The sequence below is a fragment of the Nostoc sp. genome (genome assembly GCF_036917315.1).
Lineage (GTDB): Bacteria > Cyanobacteriota > Cyanobacteriia > Cyanobacteriales > Nostocaceae > Nostoc.
Map to the genome: position 1 here is coordinate 61,863 of NZ_JBALDR010000017.1, position 24,943 is coordinate 86,805.

20 protein-coding genes and 1 pseudogene are annotated in these 24,943 nt (G+C 39.8%); 12 read left to right on the forward strand and 9 right to left on the reverse strand.

Features of this window, described 5'->3' with window-relative positions:
• The first annotated feature begins 64 nt into the window (after positions 1-64).
• On the forward strand, positions 65-295 hold the full coding sequence (locus V7K84_RS09960; RefSeq protein WP_334837719.1) for a hypothetical protein: 231 nt from the start codon (positions 65-67) through the stop codon (positions 293-295).
• Complete coding sequence (locus V7K84_RS09965) at positions 276-557, forward strand: type II toxin-antitoxin system RelE/ParE family toxin (protein ID WP_114085402.1); 282 nt, start codon at positions 276-278, stop codon at positions 555-557. Before V7K84_RS09960 ends, V7K84_RS09965 begins: the two co-directional genes overlap by 20 nt.
• Positions 558-776: 219 nt before the next feature.
• Here the strand turns inward: V7K84_RS09965 and V7K84_RS09970 are convergent, their stop codons facing one another.
• Positions 777-1,322 (reverse strand): single-stranded DNA-binding protein, encoded by a 546-nt coding sequence (locus V7K84_RS09970; protein WP_334837722.1) that lies wholly within the window; start codon positions 1,320-1,322, stop codon positions 777-779.
• A gap of 295 nt (positions 1,323-1,617) precedes the next feature.
• Positions 1,618-2,874, reverse strand: a complete 1,257-nt coding sequence (locus tag V7K84_RS09975) for an FAD-dependent oxidoreductase (RefSeq protein ID WP_334837724.1) — start codon at positions 2,872-2,874, stop codon at positions 1,618-1,620.
• A 262-nt stretch (positions 2,875-3,136) separates the two neighbouring features.
• Between V7K84_RS09975 and V7K84_RS09980 the strand changes: the two genes are divergently transcribed.
• The gene (locus tag V7K84_RS09980) at positions 3,137-4,447 is read left to right on the forward strand and encodes an ABC transporter ATP-binding protein (RefSeq protein ID WP_334837726.1); all 1,311 of its coding nucleotides are present in this window, start codon (positions 3,137-3,139) and stop codon (positions 4,445-4,447) included.
• Positions 4,448-4,490: 43 nt separating this feature from the next.
• Here the strand turns inward: V7K84_RS09980 and cydB are convergent, their stop codons facing one another.
• Together cydB and V7K84_RS09990 are read right to left on the reverse strand one after the other, a co-directional pair.
• Positions 4,491-5,504 carry a cytochrome d ubiquinol oxidase subunit II gene (cydB, locus tag V7K84_RS09985; RefSeq protein ID WP_334837728.1) on the reverse strand — a complete coding sequence of 338 codons (1,014 nt, stop codon included), beginning with the start codon at positions 5,502-5,504 and terminating at the stop codon, positions 4,491-4,493.
• 272 nt (positions 5,505-5,776) lie between these two features.
• A complete protein-coding gene (locus tag V7K84_RS09990) occupies positions 5,777-7,219 on the reverse strand; it encodes a cytochrome ubiquinol oxidase subunit I (RefSeq protein WP_334837730.1) in 1,443 nt (480 codons plus the stop codon).
• 143 nt (positions 7,220-7,362) lie between these two features.
• Here V7K84_RS09990 and V7K84_RS09995 point away from each other — a divergent pair, with 143 nt between their 5' ends.
• Entirely contained in the window at positions 7,363-7,647 is a 285-nt protein-coding gene (locus V7K84_RS09995; protein WP_334837732.1) for a hypothetical protein, read from the forward strand.
• Between the two features lie 30 nt (positions 7,648-7,677).
• Positions 7,678-10,299, forward strand: a complete 2,622-nt coding sequence (locus V7K84_RS10000; RefSeq protein WP_334837734.1) for an AAA-like domain-containing protein — start codon at positions 7,678-7,680, stop codon at positions 10,297-10,299.
• 30 nt (positions 10,300-10,329) lie between these two features.
• On the opposite strand, the gene V7K84_RS10005 is transcribed toward V7K84_RS10000, so the two are convergent.
• Positions 10,330-10,773, reverse strand: a complete 444-nt coding sequence (locus V7K84_RS10005; protein WP_334837735.1) for a transposase — start codon at positions 10,771-10,773, stop codon at positions 10,330-10,332.
• Between the two features lie 40 nt (positions 10,774-10,813).
• Here V7K84_RS10005 and V7K84_RS10010 point away from each other — a divergent pair, with 40 nt between their 5' ends.
• The gene (locus tag V7K84_RS10010) at positions 10,814-12,685 is read left to right on the forward strand and encodes an AAA-like domain-containing protein (protein WP_334837736.1); all 1,872 of its coding nucleotides are present in this window, start codon (positions 10,814-10,816) and stop codon (positions 12,683-12,685) included.
• Between the two features lie 73 nt (positions 12,686-12,758).
• Here the strand turns inward: V7K84_RS10010 and V7K84_RS10015 are convergent, their stop codons facing one another.
• Both V7K84_RS10015 and fldA read right to left on the reverse strand, forming a co-directional pair.
• On the reverse strand, positions 12,759-13,511 hold the full coding sequence (locus tag V7K84_RS10015; protein ID WP_334837737.1) for an alpha/beta fold hydrolase: 753 nt from the start codon (positions 13,509-13,511) through the stop codon (positions 12,759-12,761).
• A 67-nt stretch (positions 13,512-13,578) separates the two neighbouring features.
• On the reverse strand, positions 13,579-14,091 hold the full coding sequence (gene fldA / locus V7K84_RS10020) for a flavodoxin FldA (RefSeq protein ID WP_094352179.1): 513 nt from the start codon (positions 14,089-14,091) through the stop codon (positions 13,579-13,581).
• 520 nt (positions 14,092-14,611) lie between these two features.
• Between fldA and V7K84_RS10025 the strand changes: the two genes are divergently transcribed.
• The 3 genes and pseudogenes from V7K84_RS10025 (at position 14,612) to V7K84_RS10030 (ending at position 17,796) form a co-directional block, all read left to right on the forward strand.
• On the forward strand, positions 14,612-15,295 hold the full coding sequence (locus V7K84_RS10025; protein ID WP_334837740.1) for a class I SAM-dependent methyltransferase family protein: 684 nt from the start codon (positions 14,612-14,614) through the stop codon (positions 15,293-15,295).
• Positions 15,296-15,654: 359 nt separating this feature from the next.
• Positions 15,655-15,762: pseudogene (locus V7K84_RS34245) on the forward strand (IS982 family transposase); the annotation flags it as partial.
• Between the two features lie 882 nt (positions 15,763-16,644).
• Positions 16,645-17,796, forward strand: a complete 1,152-nt coding sequence (locus tag V7K84_RS10030) for a histidine decarboxylase (RefSeq protein ID WP_334837742.1) — start codon at positions 16,645-16,647, stop codon at positions 17,794-17,796.
• A 74-nt stretch (positions 17,797-17,870) separates the two neighbouring features.
• Here the strand turns inward: V7K84_RS10030 and V7K84_RS10035 are convergent, their stop codons facing one another.
• Positions 17,871-21,254 (reverse strand): amino acid permease, encoded by a 3,384-nt coding sequence (locus tag V7K84_RS10035; protein ID WP_334837743.1) that lies wholly within the window; start codon positions 21,252-21,254, stop codon positions 17,871-17,873.
• Between the two features lie 432 nt (positions 21,255-21,686).
• A complete protein-coding gene (locus V7K84_RS10040) occupies positions 21,687-22,571 on the reverse strand; it encodes a ParA family protein (protein ID WP_334837744.1) in 885 nt (294 codons plus the stop codon).
• A 518-nt stretch (positions 22,572-23,089) separates the two neighbouring features.
• Between V7K84_RS10040 and V7K84_RS10045 the strand changes: the two genes are divergently transcribed.
• The 3 genes from V7K84_RS10045 to V7K84_RS10055 all read left to right on the forward strand — a co-directional run bounded on the left by V7K84_RS10045 (position 23,090) and on the right by V7K84_RS10055 (position 24,764).
• A complete protein-coding gene (locus V7K84_RS10045) occupies positions 23,090-23,500 on the forward strand; it encodes a 2TM domain-containing protein (protein ID WP_334837746.1) in 411 nt (136 codons plus the stop codon).
• A 340-nt stretch (positions 23,501-23,840) separates the two neighbouring features.
• The gene (locus tag V7K84_RS10050) at positions 23,841-24,164 is read left to right on the forward strand and encodes a phasin family protein (RefSeq protein ID WP_094352173.1); all 324 of its coding nucleotides are present in this window, start codon (positions 23,841-23,843) and stop codon (positions 24,162-24,164) included.
• 78 nt (positions 24,165-24,242) lie between these two features.
• A complete protein-coding gene (locus V7K84_RS10055; RefSeq protein WP_334837748.1) occupies positions 24,243-24,764 on the forward strand; it encodes an FKBP-type peptidyl-prolyl cis-trans isomerase in 522 nt (173 codons plus the stop codon).
• The last annotated feature ends 179 nt before the right edge of the window (positions 24,765-24,943 follow it).

Below are 24,943 nucleotides of genomic sequence, written 5' to 3' on the forward strand. Positions count from 1 at the left end.
GGCAATGGAAATAGAGATTAAAATAGAGTTAGCAAAGGTAGAATTTACTTGATTAGGAAGTTCTATGATGACTTTACAAGAAATTATTAATTCTATTGAAAGTTTGCCCACAGAAGATAGAGAGTATTTATTTGAGTTTCTTCGCCAGCAACGAATTGAGAATCGGCGGGTTGAAATTTTGGCTAATGCTCAGGAAGTAATGCAGGCTTTTAAGGATGGGACAGCCAAGAGAGGAAGCGTTGATGATTTGATCGCTGATTTACTCGGAGATGATGATGGAAGTTGTCTGGAGTAGTGGATTTAAGCGCTCTTTTAGGAAGATTACAAAGAAAAACCCGCAATTAAAGAATCAAATTGTTAATGTATTAAGGCTTTTGGCAGATGATCCATTTACACCGTCTTTGAAATCTCATAAGTTAACAGGAAATTTAGCGGGTTTGTGGTCTTGTTCTGTTGCTTATGATTGTAGAATTATCTTTAATTTCTCTGAGGATGAGAAGTTGCTAGAAATGGTTATTTTATTGATTGATATTGGTAGTCATGATGAAGTTTATTAAATTGTAAAATAAAGGCTGAAGCTTGGGATTTAGATAGAAAATTCTCTATCCCTAACTGCTCGATAGCTAAACTAAGCGATATCTCACGACAAGACGCAAAGCGTCAACGCAGATAAAAAAATAGCACATCCTCAAGGATGGCTATTTGTAGAAATTATTTAATCCTAATGCTTTTTGCCAAGTATATGAGCAAATTGAATACACGCTCAACTAACAACTTTAGAACGGAATGTCATCTGGATCTGGTTCTTGCTCTTTCACCGCTGGATAAGTGGTTCGCTCATAATTTGTGGGTTGGGGTACGGGTTCGTAACTTGGCGCTGGGGTAGGTGCTGGACGTGCTGCTGACTCGTAAGTGGGAACATCCTTCTGTGGAGGACGAGGTGCTGAAGGTGTTTGTCGTGGAGCAGTTTCAGTGAATGATGGAGTTGCAGTTGCTGAGGGCAATGGATCGGTATCAAAACTACCTCCAACAGATTGAATTTGTTGCACTGTCAATTCAGCACGTTTTTCTTTAAAACCTTCCATCGCAACAGTATTCATAGTTAAACGTCCTACCAAGATGACGCGATCGCCTTGGTGGTAGTTTTGCTGAATTTCTGTCGCTAAATTCCCCCAGCCAACAACTTTCAGCGTGGCTGGCGGATCTTCTGGTTTCTGAGAATTGGGAAACTGCACCAGCATTTCCGTGACTCCCAGATTATCCGCTGTATAGCGGAGTTGCGGCTCGTTAATAATTTCCGCCATCAAAACGCAGCTGTTCATTAAAATTACTCCTGACTGCAAAAAGTACTGATTGAAAAAGAGGGGGTTTTTCTATGTAGTGCCAATTAATATCTAGATAGGTTTAATTGTTTGCATTTTTTAATAATATTTGAACAAATTTTCTACATCCACTCTGAGTTTTTAGTTATTTCTAGCATAAAAGCCAAGCGATCGCTTTGAACAGCATTGAGTATACCGTTCGCCACCTTCGCTTGACTAAATTGAGCATTCAATTCTGCATGAGTAGTATAATTGTACCACCCATTTAAGAAATAGAAAAAATTATTGGCAAAAATTAAGTCTTGAGGTGAACCGGAAAAACACCCAAGGCGATCAACCTAGCGGGAAGATCGCGCAAGATGGGTAAGCGCAAAAACGCAGGTGGTACAAAGGTACGATTTGAGGTGAGAACCGGGACAAATACCCGCTTTTGGATAAAAGTTTGAAACGCCTGAATGATACGTATAGGCAACTCGCGTTGACGCTGTACTTTTGCTAAGTCGCTAAGTTGTACTTCTCGGTTTTTGAGCGGTTTGCTAAGTAAATTCGCCGCGACGACAGCATCTTGAATCGCGTAGTTAATCCCAACTCCACCAACGGGGGACATTATATGAGCGGCATCACCGATGAGTAGCAGCCCTGGACGATACCAGCGTTTGACAAGGCTGGACTCCACTGAGAGAAAAGCTACTTGTGACCAATCATGTAAATTTTGAATGCGTTGCTGGAATTCTGGCACTACTTCCACAAAAGATTTTTTTAATTCCTCCAAACCCGCAGCCCGCAGTTGTTGATAGCCTCCTTTAGGGATGACATAAGCAAGTTGCCACTCATCACCACGGTCAAGCATGGCAATGATATTACCTTGACCAAAGCGCCCCATTCCCCCCTCTGGGTCTTCTGGCTGGCGCGGTAGGCGAAACCAGAGGACATCCATTGGTGGCGAGGTTTCGATGGACTCAAACTCACCCAAGTGGCGTAAACGTGAGTGGCGACCGTCTGCACCAACTGTCAGTATTGCCCGAATTTCATGCCAGCCACCGCCTCCTCGATAGCGTACACCTTGAATTACGCCATTTTCGGTAATTAATTCCTGTACATTCGCACCCATCACCAGATGGAAACTAGGATATTTTTGTGCTTCTTGGGTGATGAACTCTAGAAATTTCACCTGGGGAAGCATTGTAATGTAGGGGTAGTGGGTTTTTAGATGACTAAAATCTGCGAATGTGACAGTATCTTGAGCAGTTTGAATACTAATTTGGCGCATTTTGGTATGGGGAAGTTGTAACAAGCGATCGCTAAGTCCCAATTCCTCCATAATTTCCATCACCGATGGATGAATCGTATCGCCGCGAAAGTCGCGATCGAAGTCTTTGTGTGCTTCCAGCAGCATCACAGAAATGCCTTGACGCGCTAACAACAGCGCTAATACTGCTCCTGCTGGCCCCCCACCCACAATGCAACAATCTGTGGTTTGTGCGTCTACAATGTCATGGATAGGGTTAACGCTTGGATCTTGGGAAAGATTTTTAGGTACATCGGTAGTCATCACAACACCTCCTGACAGCCCTAAAATTTAGAATAGTTTGCTTTTTATGGTAAAAACTGTTTTTTTAACTTTTCGTATTTACATAGAACGTGTATTATGATGGGCGCTAAACTGTCATTGGTCATTAGTCATTAGTCATATTGTCCAATGACGCCAGTTGCTTCAACGGATAGCGCAGCGTTAGCGAGTACTCGAGCGTCGGGAACCTCCGCAACGCACTGGCTCCCCAATGCCCAATACCCCATGACAATAATTAACAGTTGTGTCCCAAGTTATTTTAGAAAACGTTTATAAAAGTTTTTCCTCGCGTAAAGGGGAAAGTGTTAACTCACAAACCCAATCTCCTCTCACAACTGATGCAGCGCAAGAGCAGTCGGGAAGTGTCAACGTCTTGCGGCGGATTAACCTGACGATCGCAGATGGCGAGTTTATGGTGCTGGTGGGCCCTTCTGGTTGTGGTAAAAGCACTCTGCTGCGGTTAATCGCCGGGTTGGAAGTAATGACTGGCGGTAATATCTGGATAGGCGATCGCTTGATCAATGACCTACCACCCAAGGAACGCGACATCGCAATGGTGTTTCAAAATTACGCCCTCTATCCGCACATGACGGTGTATGACAACATCGCCTTTGGGTTACGCCGCCGCGGAAGCAGGGGAGCAGAGGAGCAGAGGAGCAGAGGAGAAATTACTCCCTCGTCTCCTTATTTTCGGGGGTGGGCGGAAAATCTTTTTGTGGGGGCAACCAGAAAGTTACCTAAAGGATTGCGCTACATTTCAGACAAAGAACGGGCGGTGGATCAGCAGGTGCGTAGTGTTGCTCAATTGTTGCAAATCGAAACATTGCTGAATCGCTTACCCAAACAGCTATCTGGGGGACAAAGACAACGGGTTGCATTGGGACGAGCGATCGCCCGTGACCCCCAAGTATTCTTAATGGATGAACCACTTTCTAACTTAGATGCCAAACTGCGGGCGGAAACCCGCGCTCAAATTGTCAAATTGCAGCGCCAACTGGGGACAACGACGATTTACGTTACCCACGATCAAACCGAAGCGATGACAATGGGCGATCGCATTGCAATTATGTCTGAGGGTAAAATTCAGCAAGTTGCTTCTCCCCTAGAACTTTACAACCGTCCTGCCAACCTTTTTGTAGCAGAATTCATTGGTTCCCCACCGATGAATTTTATTCCTGTAGAATTTCATGCCCCTCTATTGATTACTCATTCCCAGTTGCGTTTCACCCTACCAGAAGTTTGGGGAAAAGCTTTACAAAAATATGATGGGAAAACTCTAATTTTAGGCATTCGTCCAGAACACTTAAACTTGAGTATGCCTGCTACTAAAAATTTACCAGTACAAGTAGATTTGGTAGAGAATCTCGGTAACGATTCCTTTCTCGCCGTTAAGATTGCCGAACCAGGATCTCAACCTAATACTACAGCCAATTACCTACAAGTGCGAATACCACCAGACCGATTTGTACAACCTGGCGAGCAACTTTGGTTATCGCTAACTCCAGAAAAAATTCACTTTTTTGACCCGGAAACTGAGTTAGCGATATTTCCCTAGAATCAATCTAAAATCTAAAATCTAAAATCCAAAATTGTGTCATTTATTCCCCATAATGTGTGCCTGCCACTTTCCCTCGAAACACAATGTAATTGTAGATGTTGTAGAACAACATAATGGGAATCAGAAATCCAATGAAGATAATCATGAACACTAATGCACTAGGTGCTGCGGCTGCCTGATAAATGGTGATACCTGGGGGAATAATATAGGGAAAAACAACTAATCCTAAGCCCACAAAGGTAAGTAGAAAAAGCAACACTGTCCAAACGAGGGGAGTAGTTTCTGCTTTACGGTTTAGGCTTTGAATCAATAACCAAATCAGCAGCACACCTAACACGGGAATGATTGAAAATAGATACACTTCTGGCTGATGAAATAACTTTGCCCTGGCATTTTCATACACAACAGGAGTGGCGATCGTGATTAAGATTGCACCTAAAAGCGTTGTCCAGGCAGCGATTTTTGCTGTGCGGTAATGGGATGTTTGCAGTTCTCCCTCAGTTTTTAAGATGAGATAGGTAGAGCCAATCAATACATAACCCTGGATCAATGTCAAGGCAACTAAGAGCGATCGCCAATCGAGCCAATCCCACATACTGCCGATAAAGTGACCCGCTTCATCCACCTTAATGCCTTCTAAAATGGTGCCCAAGGCGAATCCTTGAAATAGCGCCGCCATGAAACTACCGACTCCAAACGCCACATTCCAAAACACTTTGTTTGTAGAATGCTCTCGAAATTCAAAGGCCACAGCCCGAAAAATCAAGCCAAAGATCATGCCAAAAATGGGAATGTAGAGCGCATTCAAAATGGTGCCATAAGCAAGAGGAAATGCCCCAAACAATGCACCCCCCATCAACACCAACCAGGTTTCATTGGCATCCCAAATATTACCCAAACTCGTCATTAAGATGTCGCGTCGGTCGTCATTGGAACTGGTTAGCGATAGGATACCTACGCCTAGATCAAACCCGTCTAACATGACGTAGAGAAATAAAAACAGAGCCAAGATAACAAACCAAACTTGTGCTAAAAAGTGTTCTAGATTCTCCATATAGTTACCTATTGATTTACCCAAGAAAGGCAGAGGGCAGGAGGCAGGAGGCAGGAGGAAGAAAATATATTTTTTGCCCTCTGCCACTTTCTTTTAAAGCCCCTAAATTTATTTATGAAGAGAGTGACAGCAGATTTTTTTCAAGACACTCAGTGTAATAAAAAAGGTATTCTTGTTTCAAACCCCGAAATTTATTTATGGGGTTTACCTTCTACCTTCTGCCTCCTGCCTCCTGCCTCCTGCCTCCTGCCTCCTGCCTCCTGCCTTCTTATCTATTGCTCTGCTTCGACAGGACGTTGATCTGGAACAAATTCAGCTGGAGTAGTTTCTGCGGCAGGTTCGGTGTCAATGCCTGGAACCGGAAGTTCCAGATTGGGGCCTTGACGAATGATTCGACTACCAAAGAATAAAGCACAAATAAACAGGGCTGTATAAACTCCAGCAAAAATCACCAGAGATGTTAAAACCTCACTAGCAGGTAGGTGGGAAACTCCATCTGCCGTGCGAATTTGCCCATAAAGTACCCAAGGTTGCCGCCCAACACAACGCACAATCCAGCCTGATTCGACAGCAATGTAGGCCAGTGGAGCCGCCAAAATCCAGATTCGCAGTAGCCATTTCTGTTGAGCGATCGCTTCTGCTGAGAGTTTGCCCCGCAACCACTGAATCACACTGAGTCCCATCAATCCAGCTAAGAAGAAGCCAATGCCGCTCATAATACGGAAGGAATAATAAATCAAACCCACCATCCGGGGGCGATCTTCAGGCTTCCAATGTTTCAGTCCGAGAACGGGTTTAGAGAGGTTCTGTTTGAATTCCAAAATGTAGCCTAAGCCGTTGGGAATTGAGATTTCCCAATCATTTTTCTCAGTCTGATTATTGGGTAATGCCACCACACTCCAGGGTGCGGGTTGACCGGCTGGACTAGTTTCCCACTTGGCTTCCATCGCGGCGAGTTTGGTAGGCTGATAATCAGCCACTTGCTCGGCGCTGAGGTGTCCGATATAGATTTGTAATGGGGTGACTGCGATCGCAGTTGCTAAGACAATTTTGAGCGATCGCGCAAAAAAAGCCTGATGACGGTTGTTGAGAATATACCAGGCGCTAATTCCCCCAATCACAAACAGAGAAGTTTCCAGCGTCGCCAAAAACATATGCGAGACGCTGTTGAGCATGAAGGGATTTAAGATTGCCTGAAAGTAATCATCGACAACAAACTTCCCGTTCACCATTTCCCCACCTGCTGGGGTCTGTAACCAAGAGTTTGCTGCTAAAATCCAGAAGGTAGATAGGTTTGCGCCAAAGGCAACCATAATCGTGGCAAAATAGTGAATAACTGGGTTTACCCGTTCCCAGCCAAACAGCATAATCCCCAAAAATCCGGCTTCTAGCATGAATGCCATCGAAGCCTCAAAGCCTAAAATGCTGCCAAAAAAGTCACCCACGGCTTCAGAAAACGGTGCCCAGTTTGTGCCAAATTGAAACTCCATCGGCAAACCGGATGCTACACCAATGCCGAAATTCAACACATATAGTTTTGCCCAGAAACGAGCATGGTGGTAGTAATCGGGATTGCGTGTTTTGAGCCACATTCCTTCGACAATGACTAAATAAATCCCCATCCCAGTGGTGAGAACAGGCCATAGCATGTGAAAGATCGCCGTCAGTGCAAACTGCATCCGTGAGAGGGCAACGGTGTCCGAGAGAAAATCCATGAACTAACCTCTGAATTCGTTTAAATCTTTACTTGCACAGCATCTTTGGGTTATAGCCGAATGCATTAAAGATACCACTGGGAACACAAGAGGAGTACGAAAATTTTGTCCGTTGTAACTGAGTCTGCCTACACGAGCATTTTGTGGTACTCGATCGCGGTGCGACAAAGTTTGAAGTACCTCAAAACGACTTTGGAGTACCTCAACACGACTTTGAAGTACCTCAAAACGACTTTGGAGTACCTCAAAACGACTTTGGAGTACCTCAAAACGACTTTGAAGTACCTCAAAACGACTTTGGAGTACCTCAAAACGACTTTGAAGTACTTCAAAACGACTTTGGAGTACTTCAAAACGACTTTGGAGTACCTCAACACGACTTTGGAGTACCTCAACACGACTTTGGAGTACCTCAACACGATTTCTAGGTATAATTTAAACTATTAGCCATATAAAGTATGACTACAAATTCGCCTGATCCTGAAGATTATCAATATCAATTTGGTGGTAGTCTTCCTGCTAATGCACCTACCTACGTCACACGCCAAGCTGATGCAGATTTGTATCAGGCTGTGAAAGCTGGAGAGTTTTGTTTTGTTTTGAACTCTCGACAAATGGGTAAATCTAGTTTGCGTGTCCGCACAATGCAAAGGTTACAGCGTGAAGGAATTGCTTGTGTATCTATTGATTTAACCGCAATTGGCACATCTGGGCTAAAGTCTGAACAATGGTATTCTGGGATTATTGATACTATTGCTGGTTCTAAAAGTTTAAAGTTAGGTGAGCAGTTTGATATAGATGAGTTATGGGAAGAAAATTCCCGATTTTCTGATGTGCAGATTTTTGGTAAATTTATTGACAAATTACTCAAATTAGTTTCCACACAGATTGTTATTTTTATAGATGAAATTGATAGTATTCTCAGTTTAAAATTTCCGGTTGATGATTTTTTTGCTTTAATTCGAGCTTTGTTTAATCAAAGAGTTGATAATCCTGAATATCAACGCATTACTTTTGTGCTTTTGGGAGTCGCCACCCCTTCTGAGTTAATTCAAGATAAAAAACGCACTCCTTTTAATATTGGCAAAGGAATTGAATTAACCGGATTTGAATTTGCAGAAGCTTTACCTTTAATCAATGGATTCTCTGGACAAACTAGCAACCCAAAAGCCGTACTAAAAGCAATTTTAGACTTGACTGGAGGACAGCCATTTTTGACTCAGAAAGTCTGTGAATTTGTCCGTAAATCTGCAACTGTAATTCCCCCAGGTGAAGAAGCTCCTTTTGTAGAAAATTTAGTCAGAGATAGAGTGATTCAGAATTGGGAATCTCAAGATGAACCGGAACACTTTAGAACGATTCGGGATAGAATTTTAAAAAGGGATGAACAGAAAGCAGCATACTTATTAGATTTATATCAACAAGTATGGCACTCAGACGGAATTGATATTGATAGTAGTATTGAACAGAGTGATTTACAGTTAGCGGGAATCGTTGTTAACAAGGGGGAAAAATTAAAAGTTTACAATAGGATTTATCAAACCATTTTTGACAGCTTATGGATTGAGAAAACTTTAGCCAGTTTGCGTCCTTATGCAGAGAATTATCGTCAGTGGATATTATCAAAAAAAGAGGATGAGTCTCGTTTATTGCGAGGTCAAGCTTTAGTAGAAGCAGAAAATTGGGCAAAAGGTAAAAGTTTAAGTTTTCAAGATGGAGAATTTTTAGCCGCTAGTCGCACACTACAGCAAAAAGAAGAACTAGCAGAAACAGTAAGACAGGCAGAATTAGAAAGAGAAAAGAAAGAAAAGGAAGCCGCAGAAAGAGCTAGACAAGTTGAAGCGGAAGCAAAACAAGAAGCAGAAAGGCAATTGGTAACTGCTAGGAAAAGAATGCGTTTTGGAGTGGTGGTTTTATCTGTGACTTTAGGGATTACAGGTTTGTTAGGTATAGGTGCATTTATCCAGTTGCAAACTGCTCACAAAAATACAAATGAACTCAACCAATCTATTGATAAAATTAGAAAATTATCAGCAGTGGCTTCTCAACTGCAACAAAAGGGAAAAACAAACGAAGCCAATCAGTTTTTGAATATTGCAGGTTTAGTTTTGCAGAAGAAAATTAATAATTTTCAGCTAAAAGAGGCTTTATTAAATAGTTCGCTGGTTTTAGGGCATCAATATCTAGCTGATGCTGAAAGCGATCAAAATCCCAAAAAAGATTTAGATTTAGAAAAGGCTGAAATAAATTTTACTAAAAGCCTGGAACAATTACCAATAATAGAAAATCAAATTAATAAAACTCCCGATAATTTAGCTACTTTAATTTATATTAACTACGTTAAAGGAAAATTAGAGGAACGCTCAAATCAATCTAAGGCTCTAGCAGATTATAAGAAAGCATTTGATTCTATCAGTAGTTTTAAATCTCAGTTTAAGTCTCATCTTGATTTATTTACTTTAGATTTAAATATTCTCTACAATGGCAATGCTGATATTGTAGCTTCGCTTTATCGGAAACTTAAAAAACTGGATAGTTCAAATCCAGTTTATGCTAAATCTTTAAAGGAACATTTATTAAATGAATTAGACTATTTAATGAATCAACAAAGATGGAGGGAAGCAGATTTAAAAAATTTGCAGTTTATTCTCTATTCGGCAGGAAAGGAAGAACAACCCTATTTAGATATTATTGATGTCACAAACTTTAATTGTAAGGATTTAAAACAACTAGATACACTTTGGGTAAATAACTCTAAGGGGTATTTTGGTTATAGTGTCCAGAAAAAAATATATTTGGCTACTGGCAATTCTCTCGATTTTGATTGGGAGAAGGGAAAACGGAAAAATTGGAACGAGAAAGGGTATAATAATTTTACAAAAAATGTGGGATGGAGAGGACAGGATGGGGAGTGGAGAAGATATGAAGAATTACCCATGAACCTGAGGGGTGCAGATAGATTTGTATCTATGAGGGGTGAACTCCCGTTTTGGGGGGAACTCCGGTCGGGTGAACTCCCGTTTGCTGGTGAAGTGCCGCGTTTGTACTTCTTTCTTCTTGCAAAGACTTGTAAATTGTAGCAGATAAGGCTTTCAGGGAATTGTAAAGATTTATTTATGGGATATTTTCCACGCAGTAATAAGGCTTTGGGAGATTCGATACCTGGCACTAGGCAATGTGGCGTGAATGTATCGCAGCGTATTCAATGCCCGTTGATAGTCACTTTTGTCAAATCCTGTGCTGTGATAACGTTTTTCCCAAAAATGTCCTGTACGGTTCAACATTCGGTTAAAACACATTGCCGTATACCAATTTATCCAGTGCATGATTTTGGGTAAATCGTTCGGTTGTGCTGGCTCTAGAAGGTAGTGGACATGGTTAGACATAATACATAGGGCATAAAGTTTAAATTGAAACTTAGCCAATGCCTTTTTGAGAGCATAGAGAAACACCTGACGGCATTCGTGACGCGTTAATTTAAACTCGCGGTTATTGCACCGAGTAGTGACGTGATAGCTGTATCCTAGTTTTAAGTCGCGCTGTGGCCGTGGCATAAGAAGAATTTGCCATACTCTAATTCTCTCCATAATATCTATGCCCTTTAACATTTTTTCTAAACCCCCAAAACCTGAACCCGCAGAGATGACTGGTTTAATTAAAATATCGGGATGTGACAACCCTAAGCGGTGCGGAGATGTGATTTTTGTTCACGGGTTAGGTGGTCACGCACGAGGAACTTGGCATCCACAAGAACTACGCAACGATGATAATTTCTGGTTAACGTGGCTTGCACAAGAAAGACCAGATTTAGGTATTTGGTCTTTTGGCTACAAAGCTGAACCCTTTGAGTGGAGAGGTTCAACAATGCCACTCTTTGATAGAGCTAGTAACTTACAAGAATATTTAGAAGTTTATGATATTGGAAAATACCCAATAATTTTTATTGCTCATAGTATGGGTGGATTATTAATTAAAGAAATGCTGCGTAATGCTCAGACATTTCAAAAAAAAGTAGTTATTCAACAGACAAAAGGCATTGTATTTCTATCCACTCCTCACACTGGTTCCCATCTCGCCAACTTAGTCGATAAAATTGGTATTTTGGCACGAACCACTGTTAGTGTTAATGAATTGAAAGCACATATTCCCCAACTGCGTCAACTTAACGAGTGGTATCGGCAAAATGTTGATTCATTGGAAATTACTACAAAAGTTTATTTTGAAACCAAGTCTACTCAAGGTTTTTTAGTTGTAGACCCAGATAGCGCTAATCCAGGCATTAAAGATGTCCAACCTACCGCTACAGATGACGACCATCTTTCTATCACCAAGCCAAAATCAACAGATAATTTAGTCTACAAGGGAGTGAGTCAGTTTATTAAGCAACAATTGCTAATTAATCTAGGCATTATTGAACAATCAACATCAAAGGTAAAAGAGAACAACTCCTCAGTGACTTATGAAAATCCTGATGGTCAAGTTCCTCTTAATTCCCCCTTTTATATCGAGCGTCCAGAGGTGGAAATTAAATGTTATGAATCCATCCTGCAACCAGGGGCGTTAATCCGCATCAAAGCGCCGCAAAAGATGGGTAAAACTTCTTTAATGAGTCGCATTCTTGACTATAGTAAACAAAAAGGTTATCGCACAGTTTCTCTTAATTTATGGAGTAAAGAAAATCTTACCGATCTCAGTAATTTTTTACAGGCATTCTGTGCAACTCTGAGTGATGAATTAGGGCTAGAAGAACAAATAGATAAATATTGGAAAAAACGCTTAAGCAGCCAAGTTAACTGTACTAACTATTTAAAAGACTATTTATTAAAAAATATTAATACTCCTCTAGTGTTAGGCTTAGATGATATTGATAAAATTTTTCCTTATCCCGAAATTGCTCAAGAATTTTTTGCTTTGCTCCGAGCTTGGCATGAAAACGGTAAAAACGAAGAAATCTGGCAAAAGTTGCGTTTAGTAATTGCACATTCTCAAGAAGTATATGTTTCTCTAAATGTCAATCAATCGCCTTTTAATGTGGGTTTATCTGTTGAAATAGGAGAATTCAACGCCACACAAATAAAAGAATTAGTCCAACGACATAAATTAAATTGGTCAGATACAGAAATCGGAGAATTAAGGGGAATGATTGATGGTCATCCTTATTTATTAAGGACTGCTCTATATCAAATTGCCACAGGTAATTTAACTTTAGAACAGTTCTTGAAAGTTGCTCCGACTGACGAGGGATTATTTAGAGGCTTTTTACATCCCTATCTTTCATTGCTGGAAGAAGACAAATTGTTAAAAACAGCGATGAAAAAAGTGATTGAGAGTGATATTCCTGTTAAATTAGACTCTGCACAAAGTTTTAGATTACGCAGCCTGGGCTTAATTGAATTTAAAGAAAATAAAGTTCAATGCCTTTGTAATTTATATCGCCTTTATTTTCGAGAACGCCTATCCGAATGATTACACCCAGCTTGAGAGGATGAACCATCAATAATGAGTGGTAAAATGATTAGCGATCGCACTCTCAAAGTTACTAATTTGTAGAAGTACTAAAAGATAGTGCAGATGCTTCCAGCAGATGCGGATGGTGGTGTTGCCAAAAACTCAAAATCTGTTCGCCAACCTGTTGAGGATAGAAGTAGTGAAAAAAATGATATCCTTCTGGGCATTCCCAGAGCTTATCTTCTGGCTTCAACCAATTTAACCAATCATGCAATACAGTTGAGTTGACTACCGGATCGCTCTTGCTACCACATACCATCATTGGCATAGAAACTCCACCCTTGGGTAAATAAACCAACTTAAATAAAGAGTGTGACGTGGGAGATTGTTCTAAATCTTTATCTAAGGCAGCTACTAACTTTTTAGTAGTATGAGGTGGTTGATTTCCAAAAAGACTGCGAACGCTGCTTGCCAAAACTAGCTCACGGCTGATGCTAAAAAGTTGTCGTTGAAAGTAATAGTGAGCTTGCCAATTGTTTGCAGGTTGAGCTGCTACAGCCAGTAAGGTGAGCGATCGCACTTTTTGGGGAAATCGCCGCGCAAAGGTTAAAGCGATCGCACCACCCATCCCATGACCGGCTAAATGCACGGGGCGATCGCGCCATTCTAAAAACTCATATAGCAACTCCACAGCTTGATCTATGGAACTGGCTTCATCTTTGGTTTGCTGGTATTCCCACTGGGCGACATTTATATACCTAGATAAATATTCAAGTAATGGTTTATCAAAACGCTGCAAAACAGGACTGGCACTTAACCATAAAATATCAAATGAATCAGACATAAATACCTATAACTTCTAAATTATCAACTTCAATAAAGGCGCACAGCTAGCTGTGCGCCCCAAATCTCTACAAACCAAATTCTGTCTTCAACTGAGCAACCCAAGTTTTAATTCGCTCATCTGTTAAATCGGATTGACTACCTTCATCAAGTGCTAATCCAACAAACTTGCCATTTTTCAAAGCTCTAGAATTCTCAAAGTCATATCCCTCAGTTGGCCAGTAGCCAACAGTTTTACCGCCTCGTTGGGAAATTTTTTCTTCCAGAATTCCCATTGCATCTTGGAAGTTATCGGCATAGCCATATTGGTCTCCATCACCAAAATAGGCAACCAGCTTACCACTAAAATCTATTTCATCTAGATCGGAGAAAAAGCCTTCCCAATCGCTCTGAAGTTGACCAATATCCCAAGTAGGAGAGCCAATAATCAGCAAGTCATACTCATCAAAAGTGCTACTATCCGCCTCGTAAATGGGATGTAATGTCACAATATCATCACCAAACTCATCCCGAATTTTTTCAGCATCAGATTCAGTGTTGCCAGTTTGAGTACCGTAAAACAAACCAATTTTTTTTGACATATTGACACCTGATAAATAAATAGTTGTGTGCTCTACTCAAAAGTCGCCCTGAGAGGTTGGTTAATCCAGCGTTCCCTGCCCATCAAGGCATCGACTCCAGTGTTTGAACAGCCACGCAAGTCAAAAGCCTTATCTTTTCAGAAAGTTTGCAAATAGCTGAAATACATGGCTTACTTAATGAGTATTAGTCTCAATAGCTCTGAAGATATAGTACCAGACTTATTGAGAGTCTTTTTCATTTATACCAGTAAAGTTTTGTTAAGTATTTCAGCAAAAAAACCGAAAACTAGAGGAGGCAGCAAGAATTTTCGTACCTTAATTGGTCAGAAACCTCGCACTTACGAGTCGTGATGCGTAAAGCCCCCGGAATAAACCGAGACTTGAACTTGGAAGAATTATGTGATAATGTCTTTTGGCTGATAAAAATACGGTAAATACGTCAAATTACCGTATTTTTATATTAAGAGTGAACAACGCACTCTGCAAGAGGATAGTTTAAATTAAACGGAAATTGCCCCTTATGCCAAAAGACTGGTTTGAATGGCACGATCTCTACAATAGTGAACCGAAATTGCAGCAGCGATTGCAAATTGTTCGGGAATATATTTCTCATAGTTTGGATGTATCTTTACCGGGAATCATTCGTGTAGTCAGTGTTTGCGCGGGTGATGGGAGGGATTTATTGAGAACGCTATCAAAGCACTCCCGTGCAAAAGATGTGTACGCACGACTCGTTGAACTAGACCCGAAGTTAGTTGAACGTGGAAAACTAGCTATAGAATCAGCTGGTTTGGCAAAGCAAATTGAGTATATTAATGGCGATGCAACAAATTCCTCCAACTATGCAGGAGCAGTGCCAGCAGACATTGTGATTGTGTGTGGTATATTCGGCAATCTAGCTGACGAAGCTGAACTCAATCGCTTACTTCGGAACCTAAGTTTATTAAGTAAAAAAGGTTCCTCAATCGTTTGGACTCGTGGAGACACTAAGGGTATTCGCCATTCTGATACTGTCCGCAAACTTTTGCGTGAAGCTGAATTTGAAGAAGTTAGTTTTAAACTCACTCCTACAGGAGATATGGCAGTAGGACTTCATCGTTATCTCGGTGAAGGTTCAGCTTTACCAGAGAATCAACAGTTATTCGTGTTTTCCGGCACCCCAAATAGAGCAGCACAGCCAGTTTTTCAAACCTCTGGAGAATGAATCAGACTCTTTTCTAGAAGAATTTGCTGACAGCAGTTTTCAGCTATTTAATCAAGAAAATTGATAAATAGTGCGATCGATGACGCTTGTAGAGACGCGATAAATCGCGTCTTACGATATCCTCACCAGTAGAGAAGCTTTAATTTATTTTGATTGTAATTACGCTAAGAAAAATTTAGCAGAATGTTCTCAATGATAATTTGGAACCCCCCTCAATATAATTCATAATTGTTAATTCATAGTTCGTAATTAAAGAAATTCAGTAACCTGAGTTCGAGATAAGGAAAAGGACAGGTAGTAAGCTGAAAATAACAATAAATTCAGTAACCTGTCCTATGTTTAGTTTAGATGCTTTGTTTAGTCCCGTTAATTTTTGCGTTAACGTTCTTTGTGGATTAATCGCTTATTGTCATCAACCTAATAAACCTAGTCTTCAACTAGAGTGGCTTTTACTTACTTATTTTTAACCCGAACTCAGGTTAAGTAGTTGAGTATTTTTTTATTTAGAAGTCCCTTACAGCAGTTTTGTTTTATATGAAGTACAAAGCTACAGGTTTTGAGGCAGGAACAAAGAAGTAGAAACTTTTTATCTTTGATGGGCGAATCCTGTATTTTGTACCTTATTTACTTGAAAACAGATGTAATACCATTTCACGAAATGCTTAATACAAATAATTTATCTCTAACTCTTTCTCCCTGCCCCTGTTCGGCTATGCTACCTCGGCTCCGGTTCCATCGAGCGACTTGTACTGAGCTTGTCCTGAGCTTGTCCTGAGCGTAACCGAAGGGCGTAACCGAAGGGCGCAGCCTCTCGCAGAGAAGGGCGTAGTCGAAGTAAGTCGAGATGCACGGCACAAGTCACGGCAAGCCTGCTCTCTTGCTGCTCTATTTGTATCAACCTTAAAGTGAAAAAGAATATAGAGACGAGGAGTGCTAAGTCTCTATTAGGGTTCTGTATAACGCATATTTAATTTCTGTAAATGTCTTTTTAGCTTGATGAAGTCCGCTTATGCGGACTTCGCTTGTATAGCCTAGTCATTCCCAGAAATTACGCGACTGGCACAAAGTTAAATATGTGATTAAATCAGGTTGCAGTCAGCGACTGAAAAATATTTTAAGTAATACGCATTATGGTTCTTTCGTATTATGCAGAAGTTCTAAGTGTAATATACTTTTATAGAAAAAAATTGGGTATTATCACTGAATATTTATCAGTATTTTCACTGTATTATATTCAATTAAAGAGCCAAAACAATAGATTATTAAGAAAATCTAAAGGTATGGATTAATACGTAGAATGTCGTTTAAAACATCCATTAACTCAATCAAAATTTAAGAGATACAAAGATATGTCAAATAAAGTCGCTAAGGAATTGGCTGATTTTCTGCTGCAAATAGAACAGCGATCGCAGCTTCATGCAGGCTATCCATATAATTTAAGTTGTGATTACAGTGCGATCGCTAAATTTTTCAATCTTCTGTTAAATAATGCTGGAGATCCATATATTGAACCAGATTTTGGTCTCCATTCTCGTAAGTTTGAGCAAGAAGTATTATCTTTTTTTGCCCAACTCTATAAAATTCCAGAAAATGAGTTTTGGGGTTATGTTACTGCTGGCGGAACTGAAGGTAATTTATATGGAATATTCTTAGCAAGAGAAATCTATCCCGATGGTATTCTTTACTCATCACAAGACTCTCATTACTCCATACCAAAAGCAGCAAAACTATTCCGCATTCAACATAATGTTGTTAACTCACAAATTAATGGAGAGATGAATTATGAACATTTTGAACAACTCATTAGCGAAAATCGCAATTATCCTGCGATCGTCAATTTGAATATTGGGACTACTGTCAAAGGCGCAATTGATAACTTAGACAAAGTTCTCAAAATCTTAGAACGCAATCAGATTAAAGATTACTACATTCATTGTGATGCCGCCCTTTCAGGATTAATATTACCCTTTCTAGATGGCGCTCCACAAGTTAACTTTCAAAAACCCATAGATAGTATAGCTATTTCTGCTAAATTCATTGGTTCACCCTTGCCTTGCGGTGTAGTTTTAACCAAGAAAAAATGGGTAGAAAAAGTTGAAACAGAAATTGAATATATTGGATCGTCAGATACAACAATTCTCGGATCTAGAAACGGTCATACCCCTCTGATTCTCTGGTATGCAATGAAAACAAGAGGTTATGATGGATTAGCCAAAGAAGCAAAGACTTGTATAGCTAATGCCCAATATCTTTTCCAACAACTTAAAATCAGAGAATATCCATGTATGCTCAATAAATTTTCTAATACCGTAGTGTTTCAAAAACCTTCTCAAAGGTTAATTAAAAAGTGGCAGTTAGCGATTTATGAAAATTGGGTACACATTGTAGTCATGCAAAATATCGATCGGCAAAAAATTGATACTTTTGTTAACGAACTTTTGTTAGAAGAAGGGTTGCAGGGTAACGTAGACAATTTCCAACTACAATCAGCGCGACACTAAGAATAGATTGTCAAGTGAAATTTATTGCCCAGTTTGACAAAGTGTTTCTCTAAACAGAATTTGCTCCCAAGATTTTATCTTTTTAAAAAGTTTTTTCCGCACAAATTAGCAGCAAGTAGTATTTCCACTTCTGCCTGTTCCATAGGTGGTAAGAAAAAATACCCTTGCCCATAATCACATTGTAAAGCCTTCAATTGTGCTAATTGGTCTACAGTTTCTATGCCTTCTGCTGTTACAGACATATTTAAATTATGGGCTAATGTCACAATCGCTCGAATAATTTCTAAGTTTTCTCCTCGACTACCTATACTGGTGACAAAAGAGCGGTCAATCTTAATGGTTTTGATTGGTAGGCGATGTAGATAACTCAAGGATGAATAGCCAGTTCCAAAATCATCCATGTGCATTTCAACATTCAGTGCTGTTAACTGAGAAAGCACAGTGGTAGCTAATTCAAAATTATCCATCAACAAGCTTTCAGTAATCTCCAATTTCAAACAGCATGGCTCCAGTCCAGTTTGCTGCAAAATATGTTTAACCTGTTTAAACACATCAGGTTGCGTAATTTGTTTACCAGAAAAATTTACGCTAATCGTCAGAGGTTGTGAGGTAGGAAATTGTTTATGCCATTTTTGCATTTGGTGACAGGCTTCATAAAGCACCCATTGACCAATACTAATAATCATTCCAGTTTCCTCAGCCAAAGGAATAAAATCTTGAGGGGAAATAAGTCCTCGTTCTGGATGATACCAACGTATCAGTGCCTCAAATCCAATAATTTTGCCAGTTGTTAGTGAAACAATTGGCTGGTAATCAAGACGAAATTCTTCTTGCTTGAGCAGTGCATTTCGCAGAGCAGTTTCTAACTCTAAGAGCAAAGCTGCACCCTTGTGCATTTTTGGATCAAAAACCTCATAACGTGCCTTACCAAGTGATTTGGCACAATACATTGCCACATCAGCATCGCGTAAAATCTGCGCTGCTTGTTCATAATCTGCTCTACTTAAAGCAATGCCAATACTAACATTAGTAAACACCCGATGCTCATTTAATTGAAATGGTAAAGCTAGCACCTTTTTAATTCGTTCGGCTACCTGTATTGCGGTATTGATATCCTCAATTTCCTCAATTAAAATTGTGAACTCATCTCCACCAAAACGAGCTACTATATCTCTGCCTCGCAGAACTGACTTGAGCCGATGAGAAATTGAAATCAAAAGTTGATTTCCTAGTAGATGTCCCAGGCTGTCATTAACAACTTTAAAGCGATCTAGGTCTAAGAATAGTACAGCAAATAAATAATTATTTTGCTGTTTAGACTGTTCTATTGCCTGCTGCACCCGCTCCATAAATAATTGTTGATTAGGTAATCCAGTTAGCCCATCATGAAGACTATTGTGCAGTAATTGTTCTTGTGCTTCTTGACGTTTAACAATGTCTTGTTGAAGTTGTTGATTAACTCTAATCAGTTCAATAGTGCGTTCTAAAACTAACTGCTCAAGTTGATAACGATACTGGACCAATTCTTCTTCTGCTATCTTCCGCTTAGTGATGTCACGAACAATAACAATATATTCTCGTAGCAGAGAATTAAATGGCTGGGAAATCGTCGATTCAACAATTCGCAAACCTTGGTTAATTTTCAAGCTTTGCTCACTTCTAGTAGACCATTGCTCCGGTTTGCCGCAATAGCATATTAGAAGTTGATTCAAGTTTTGCCCAAGCAACTCCTGAATACTTGTTTGAAATAATTCTTCAGCAGCGGCATTTGTCTGAGAAATTTTTCCGTCTTCATCTAATACTAAAACAGTATCTGGAACAGTATCTAGAGTAGTGATAAATAGGTTTCTTGCTTGTTTGCGTGCTTCATCAATAGCAATAATTTGTGGTAAAGTTGTCCAGCAAGCGATCGCAACCCCTGTAAAAGAAAGCGTCACTAATAAAATCGCTAGGAAAGAATTTTGAGGATGATTAGAAAGTCTATCTAAAAAATCGCGAATAACCCAACTGATTGTGGCAGTAATACAAATCAATGATACTAACACAATCACTTGTAATACTACAAAATCTGGATTATTTCTAATAGACTTAGTATCGTAACGCTGTGTCCACCAATTTGGGTGTAATGGCGCAAATCTTAAGCGACGTAGCACTAAATCTCCACTCATCAAAATAATGGGTAATAATAATCCCACTAAGAAATCTCTCCAGTTCCAAGCTAAACCTCCCACTATTAGAACTACCGTCTCTACCAAGAAAAAACTAAGTGACCACCAAGGCCATAACACGTATGCTTTGCTACGACATATCCATAATCCCAGATGTAGACCCATAATAGACATGAGATAACAGGTGCCTGCTACTGTGACAAGTTGAGATATATTTCCCAAATTTAGACAAAGCAAACTGAGTAGAAAGGTAACTAAAATAGCAGGTACAAGGACACCTTGACGGGAAACTAATGCAAATATAGGAGAAAGCTGTCTGTCTAAGGCAAGCTGGTATAATATCCGAGGAGAGTTAGAAACTGCTGTAGCAGAACTTAGAAGGCAAGATATAGTAATTAGAAGTGTTACTAGAAAGGGGGCAAATTCACCCCAAAAAGGCTTAGAAGCTGCTACTAGATTTAAGAACGCATCGTCACCTATTCTGGGATTGGGAGCCGAACACATTAATACCCAAGAACCACCTAGAAACACCGGAGGAATTAACCAAGCAGCTACGGTTAAAAACTTTAAAGTTTTATATGGATGGCGACTATCAGCAACAAAAGAAGAAGTGGTTTCACAAGCGTAAATTGAATAGCTAGCTAGAAAAAACCATTTTGCCCATTCTTGAAAGCTCAGGCTATGTGTGCTAGTTGGGAGAAATTGAAAACTAGGAGATGAGAAGGCTAACCATAATACGCCTTGAACACAAAACAATAACAGTAATAAAATCGCTGGGAATACAAAAAATAAATGTAGAAGCGCCAAAGCACGGGTGCCACTGAAGGCTAAAATAAATGGAATCGCTGTAAATAAGACTTTTAAGAAAGTTTCTGGACAAGAAATACCTAATGTTTCAAAATTGACTTTAATTAGGTTGGTGAGAATAATTGCATACAGTGCTGGTGCTGCTGCCCAGCTAAAAAAGTATCCTAATGCTACGTAACGCCCTAAGGCAGGGAAGTTCTTTAATAGCCTTGTGGTATAGTTTGGTGTTCCTCCAGCAACATCTGACCAATGCCTACCTAGACTTTGTACCTGCAAGTTAAGCAAAAAGGAAATAATCGTGCCAAAAAACCAAACTAAGATAGCTTTCGGCCCTAACGCTGCATGAATGATTGGGGCAGTACCAATCCATCCAACATGACCAGTTAATCCAAAGCCCCAGGTTTCGAGATAACTTAGAGTCCGTGGTAGGCGCATTAGCAAATGCTGATTGTTGTCCGCCCGTGCAGAATCGTTACTAACCATTATTTCTTAGTGAGATTTACTGATTTTTTCACTCAATAGCTGAATCTCACCGATTATAGCTTCCGTATAACTGCTGAACTTTAGAAAAGGATAACTCATTTGTCACTGAATTGGGAATTTTAGATTTTAGATTTTAGATTTTAGATTTACTCCATACCTAAAGTATTTTTCTTCAAGAAAGAATTTTAACTTTGGGATTTGAGATTTGTTCCACGTAGCTTGTTTATTGAGGAGTAAATAGAAATTCTCTTTCTTCAGACCTTTGTGAAAATGGAAAGGTTCAGATTTCCGACCTAATTTAATAGACAGCTCCAGAAATTAATTATTTATTGCCTCAAATCCTTGTCAAGACGTAGCACTGCTACGTCTTGACATTCATATCTCTAATTTCATAAATCAGAAATCATGTTGTTCATCAATGATTAACTGGAGCTATAGCTTTTGCAACAACTCCTGAGTTAATTGCAAGAAAGCTTTTGAACCTGCTGATTGAGGAGCATTTAAAACAGCTGGCATAAAACTATCAACAGCTTTAGCAACATTGACATCAACCGGTATTTGTACCTTACAAATTTTATCGACACCAAAATCTTCGACAACGCGGTGCATTACTTGTTTATAGTATCTACCAGTGAGCAGGTTAGCGCTGGACATACTAAATACAATTCCCAGCATTTTTATATCTATCTTAGTTTCATGTCCGTGACTGTCTTTTAATTGGGCAATCCGTCTTTCTAGCAATTGAATACCCACTACAGATAATGGTTCGGGTTTAGCAGGAAGTATGTAGAAATCGCTGGCGGCTAAAGCACTACGAGTCAAGAGATTATAGCCAGGGGCGCAATCGAGAAGGATAAAATCATATTCTTGACGTACTGGTTTTAAGATGTTATTAATTAAGACCCTTTCAAAGCGATTCCAAATAGTTTCAAAGTCCTGTTCGCCTAAAGCAGTTGCTTGCTGATGCAGCATTTCTGAAACAACAAATTCATCATATAAATCGATATCTCCTGGTAATAAATCTAGTCCAGGAAGATTACAAACCTGGGATTGAACAATATCCTGAATTGTGAATTTTGCTTGTGGATCTGGATTGATAACTTCGTCTATCAGATACCTAAATGTCTTACTTTGTTTACGAAGCTTGGCAAAATCTAAAGGCGACATCAAACTGAGTGTGGCGCTAATTTGGCTGTCTAAATCAAGAACCAGCACCCGCTTGCCATAATTTTTAGCTAAACAGGTAGCTAAGTTGACCGTGAGGGTGGTTTTACCTACACCACCTTTCATATTGGCAGTAGCAATTACATATCCCATTGATTGAGTCCTCTATTGACGCATTCCCATCTACTAGTCTGTCAAGAAATAATTGAGGGTGTGGATTGTTGGTAGTTAGCGCTAAAGCACAAACTACGAACCGAGCAAATCAAACTTGACAGACTACTAGGTAGCGTACACCCCTGCTGATATCTTAAATCTTCCATTAAATTTAATATTTTTGGAAATTCAAAATATTGATTTCAGCGATGTTTACTCGATTGAGGCAGCAAAATGTAGTTGGGTTTTTACCTGGAATTGTTTTACCAGAATCCTTTGCTCCATAATGACAATGTTTGGCTTAATGCCGTAAAGCGATCGCTCTTATCAAAGCAATTATAGAGGTATTGACAAATACAGTAGCCCTAAATCAATTGTGAGAAAATAATAGTGTTGTGAATATCACTAAGTATTGGGTGCAAAATGTGGATGCATTTGCTAATTGAATTGAACGAAGCGGATTGATAATTTCGTGAAATCAAAGGCGCATTTACACACAAACTTATAAGGTAATTAAAATGACTTACGATTCAGAAGATGTAGAACAAATCCTGCAAAAAGCACTCAGTCGTAAAGACAAAGGTGAATTTTCACGAGAACAGCTTTTAGAAATGGCATCTGAGTTAGGTATTTCTTCTAACATTTTGGAAGCAACTGAACAAAAGTGGTTGGCTCAACAAGAAGAGGAACGTTTACGACACAGATTTAATACTTTCCGACGCAGAGCCTTTTGGACACACTTTGTTTCTTTCCTAGCAGTGAATTTATTCCTCATTCTCTTAAATTTAATCACTAGTCCTAGTTATTTTTGGGCTATTTTTCCAATATTAGGATGGGGGTTAGGATTATTTTTTCATTGGTGGAGTGTTTATCAGAGTAAATCAGAGGATTACGAAATCGCTTTTCAAAAATGGCGTACACAAATTTAACTTCTTCTTTAACGATCGATCTTAGATATTCAGCGATCGCTGTTGTCTAAATTTGTGCCTCCTTCTAGATAAAATCTTCCCATAAACTACTCACATTCACTGCCAGGGGTGAGTGTGAGCTTTGTAATTTATAGGGAATTGCCTATAACATCGCAAATTAGGTAAATTTGGGCAACCTTAAACTTGAGGAGTTGTATAATCACGACCTTCGATCCTTATCCTTGTGCTTGCCAATTTGCCAAAATAGAGCTGTAGGCTAGAATAACTACGCTTTAAGAAGCTTGATTGCCTAAACTCAGGAGCAAGGGTCGGCTGGTTAATAAGATAAAAGGAAGAGAGTATGGACAACAACAACTGGTTGCAACAGCTAATGATGGTAGGCCTTGGTACAACGTCTATAGTCGCAGAAAAACTGCGGCAAGTCAGCGATGATTTAGTCAAAGACGGTAAGCTCAATCCTGAGCAAGCCAAGGCGGTAATAGATGATATTGCCCAACAGTTAAAGTCGGAACAGGGAAACTTCGATGTGCAAATGCAACGGCAAATGCGAAATATGATGCAGGATTTGGGGGTGGCTCGCCAGTCAGAAGTGGACGAGTTGAGGGGTAGAATTGACCGTTTAGAGCGGCAATTGCGCGATTTAGAAAATAAGCTTTGGCGTTAGAATGTCCTTTGTGATTTAAACTAAATGTGTCCTGTTGGTAATCTTTTTGCCAGGATACCTAAGTAAGGAGAACTGATTTTGAAACCAATTTTCCTCAGCGTGGCCTTCATGCTGGTGTGTGTTGTGCTTTTGGTTGTAGGACAAGTAAGCAGTAAACAGAATACTGCCATTGCTGCCGAGTTAACCCAAACGCCGCCAGTATCCACAACTGTAACTGAAAACAATATCTTAATTGCGAGTAATACTATGTCTGATGCTAATGCCGTAACCACTCCCTCTGGATTAAAGTATGTGGAGTTAAAAGAGGGGACTGGGGCGACTCCTAAACCGGGACAAACGGTTGAAGTTCACTATGTCGGCACTCTAGAAGATGGTACTCAGTTTGATAGTTCGCGCGATCGCGGTCAACCCTTCAGCTTTAAAATCGGTGCTGGACAGGTAATCAAAGGTTGGGATGAAGGACTTAGCACCATGAAAGTAGGTGGCCTTCGTAAGTTAATCATCCCATCTGAATTAGGCTATGGCGCTCGTGGTGCTGGTGGCGTGATTCCACCCAATGCAACTCTAGTTTTTGAAGTGGAATTGCTGGGAGTTAAGTAGGGATTAGGGACTGGGGATTGGGTACTGGGGACAAGGGGGAATTATTAAAATAAGTTTCTATTCTCTCTGTTCTGAATGCCCAATGCCCTATCAGATAAATTAGGTATTTAAGAGGATAGATGGGGCAGAAGTATAGCTAGAAAATATGAGAAAAAGTATCTGTAACTTTGATCGGATTG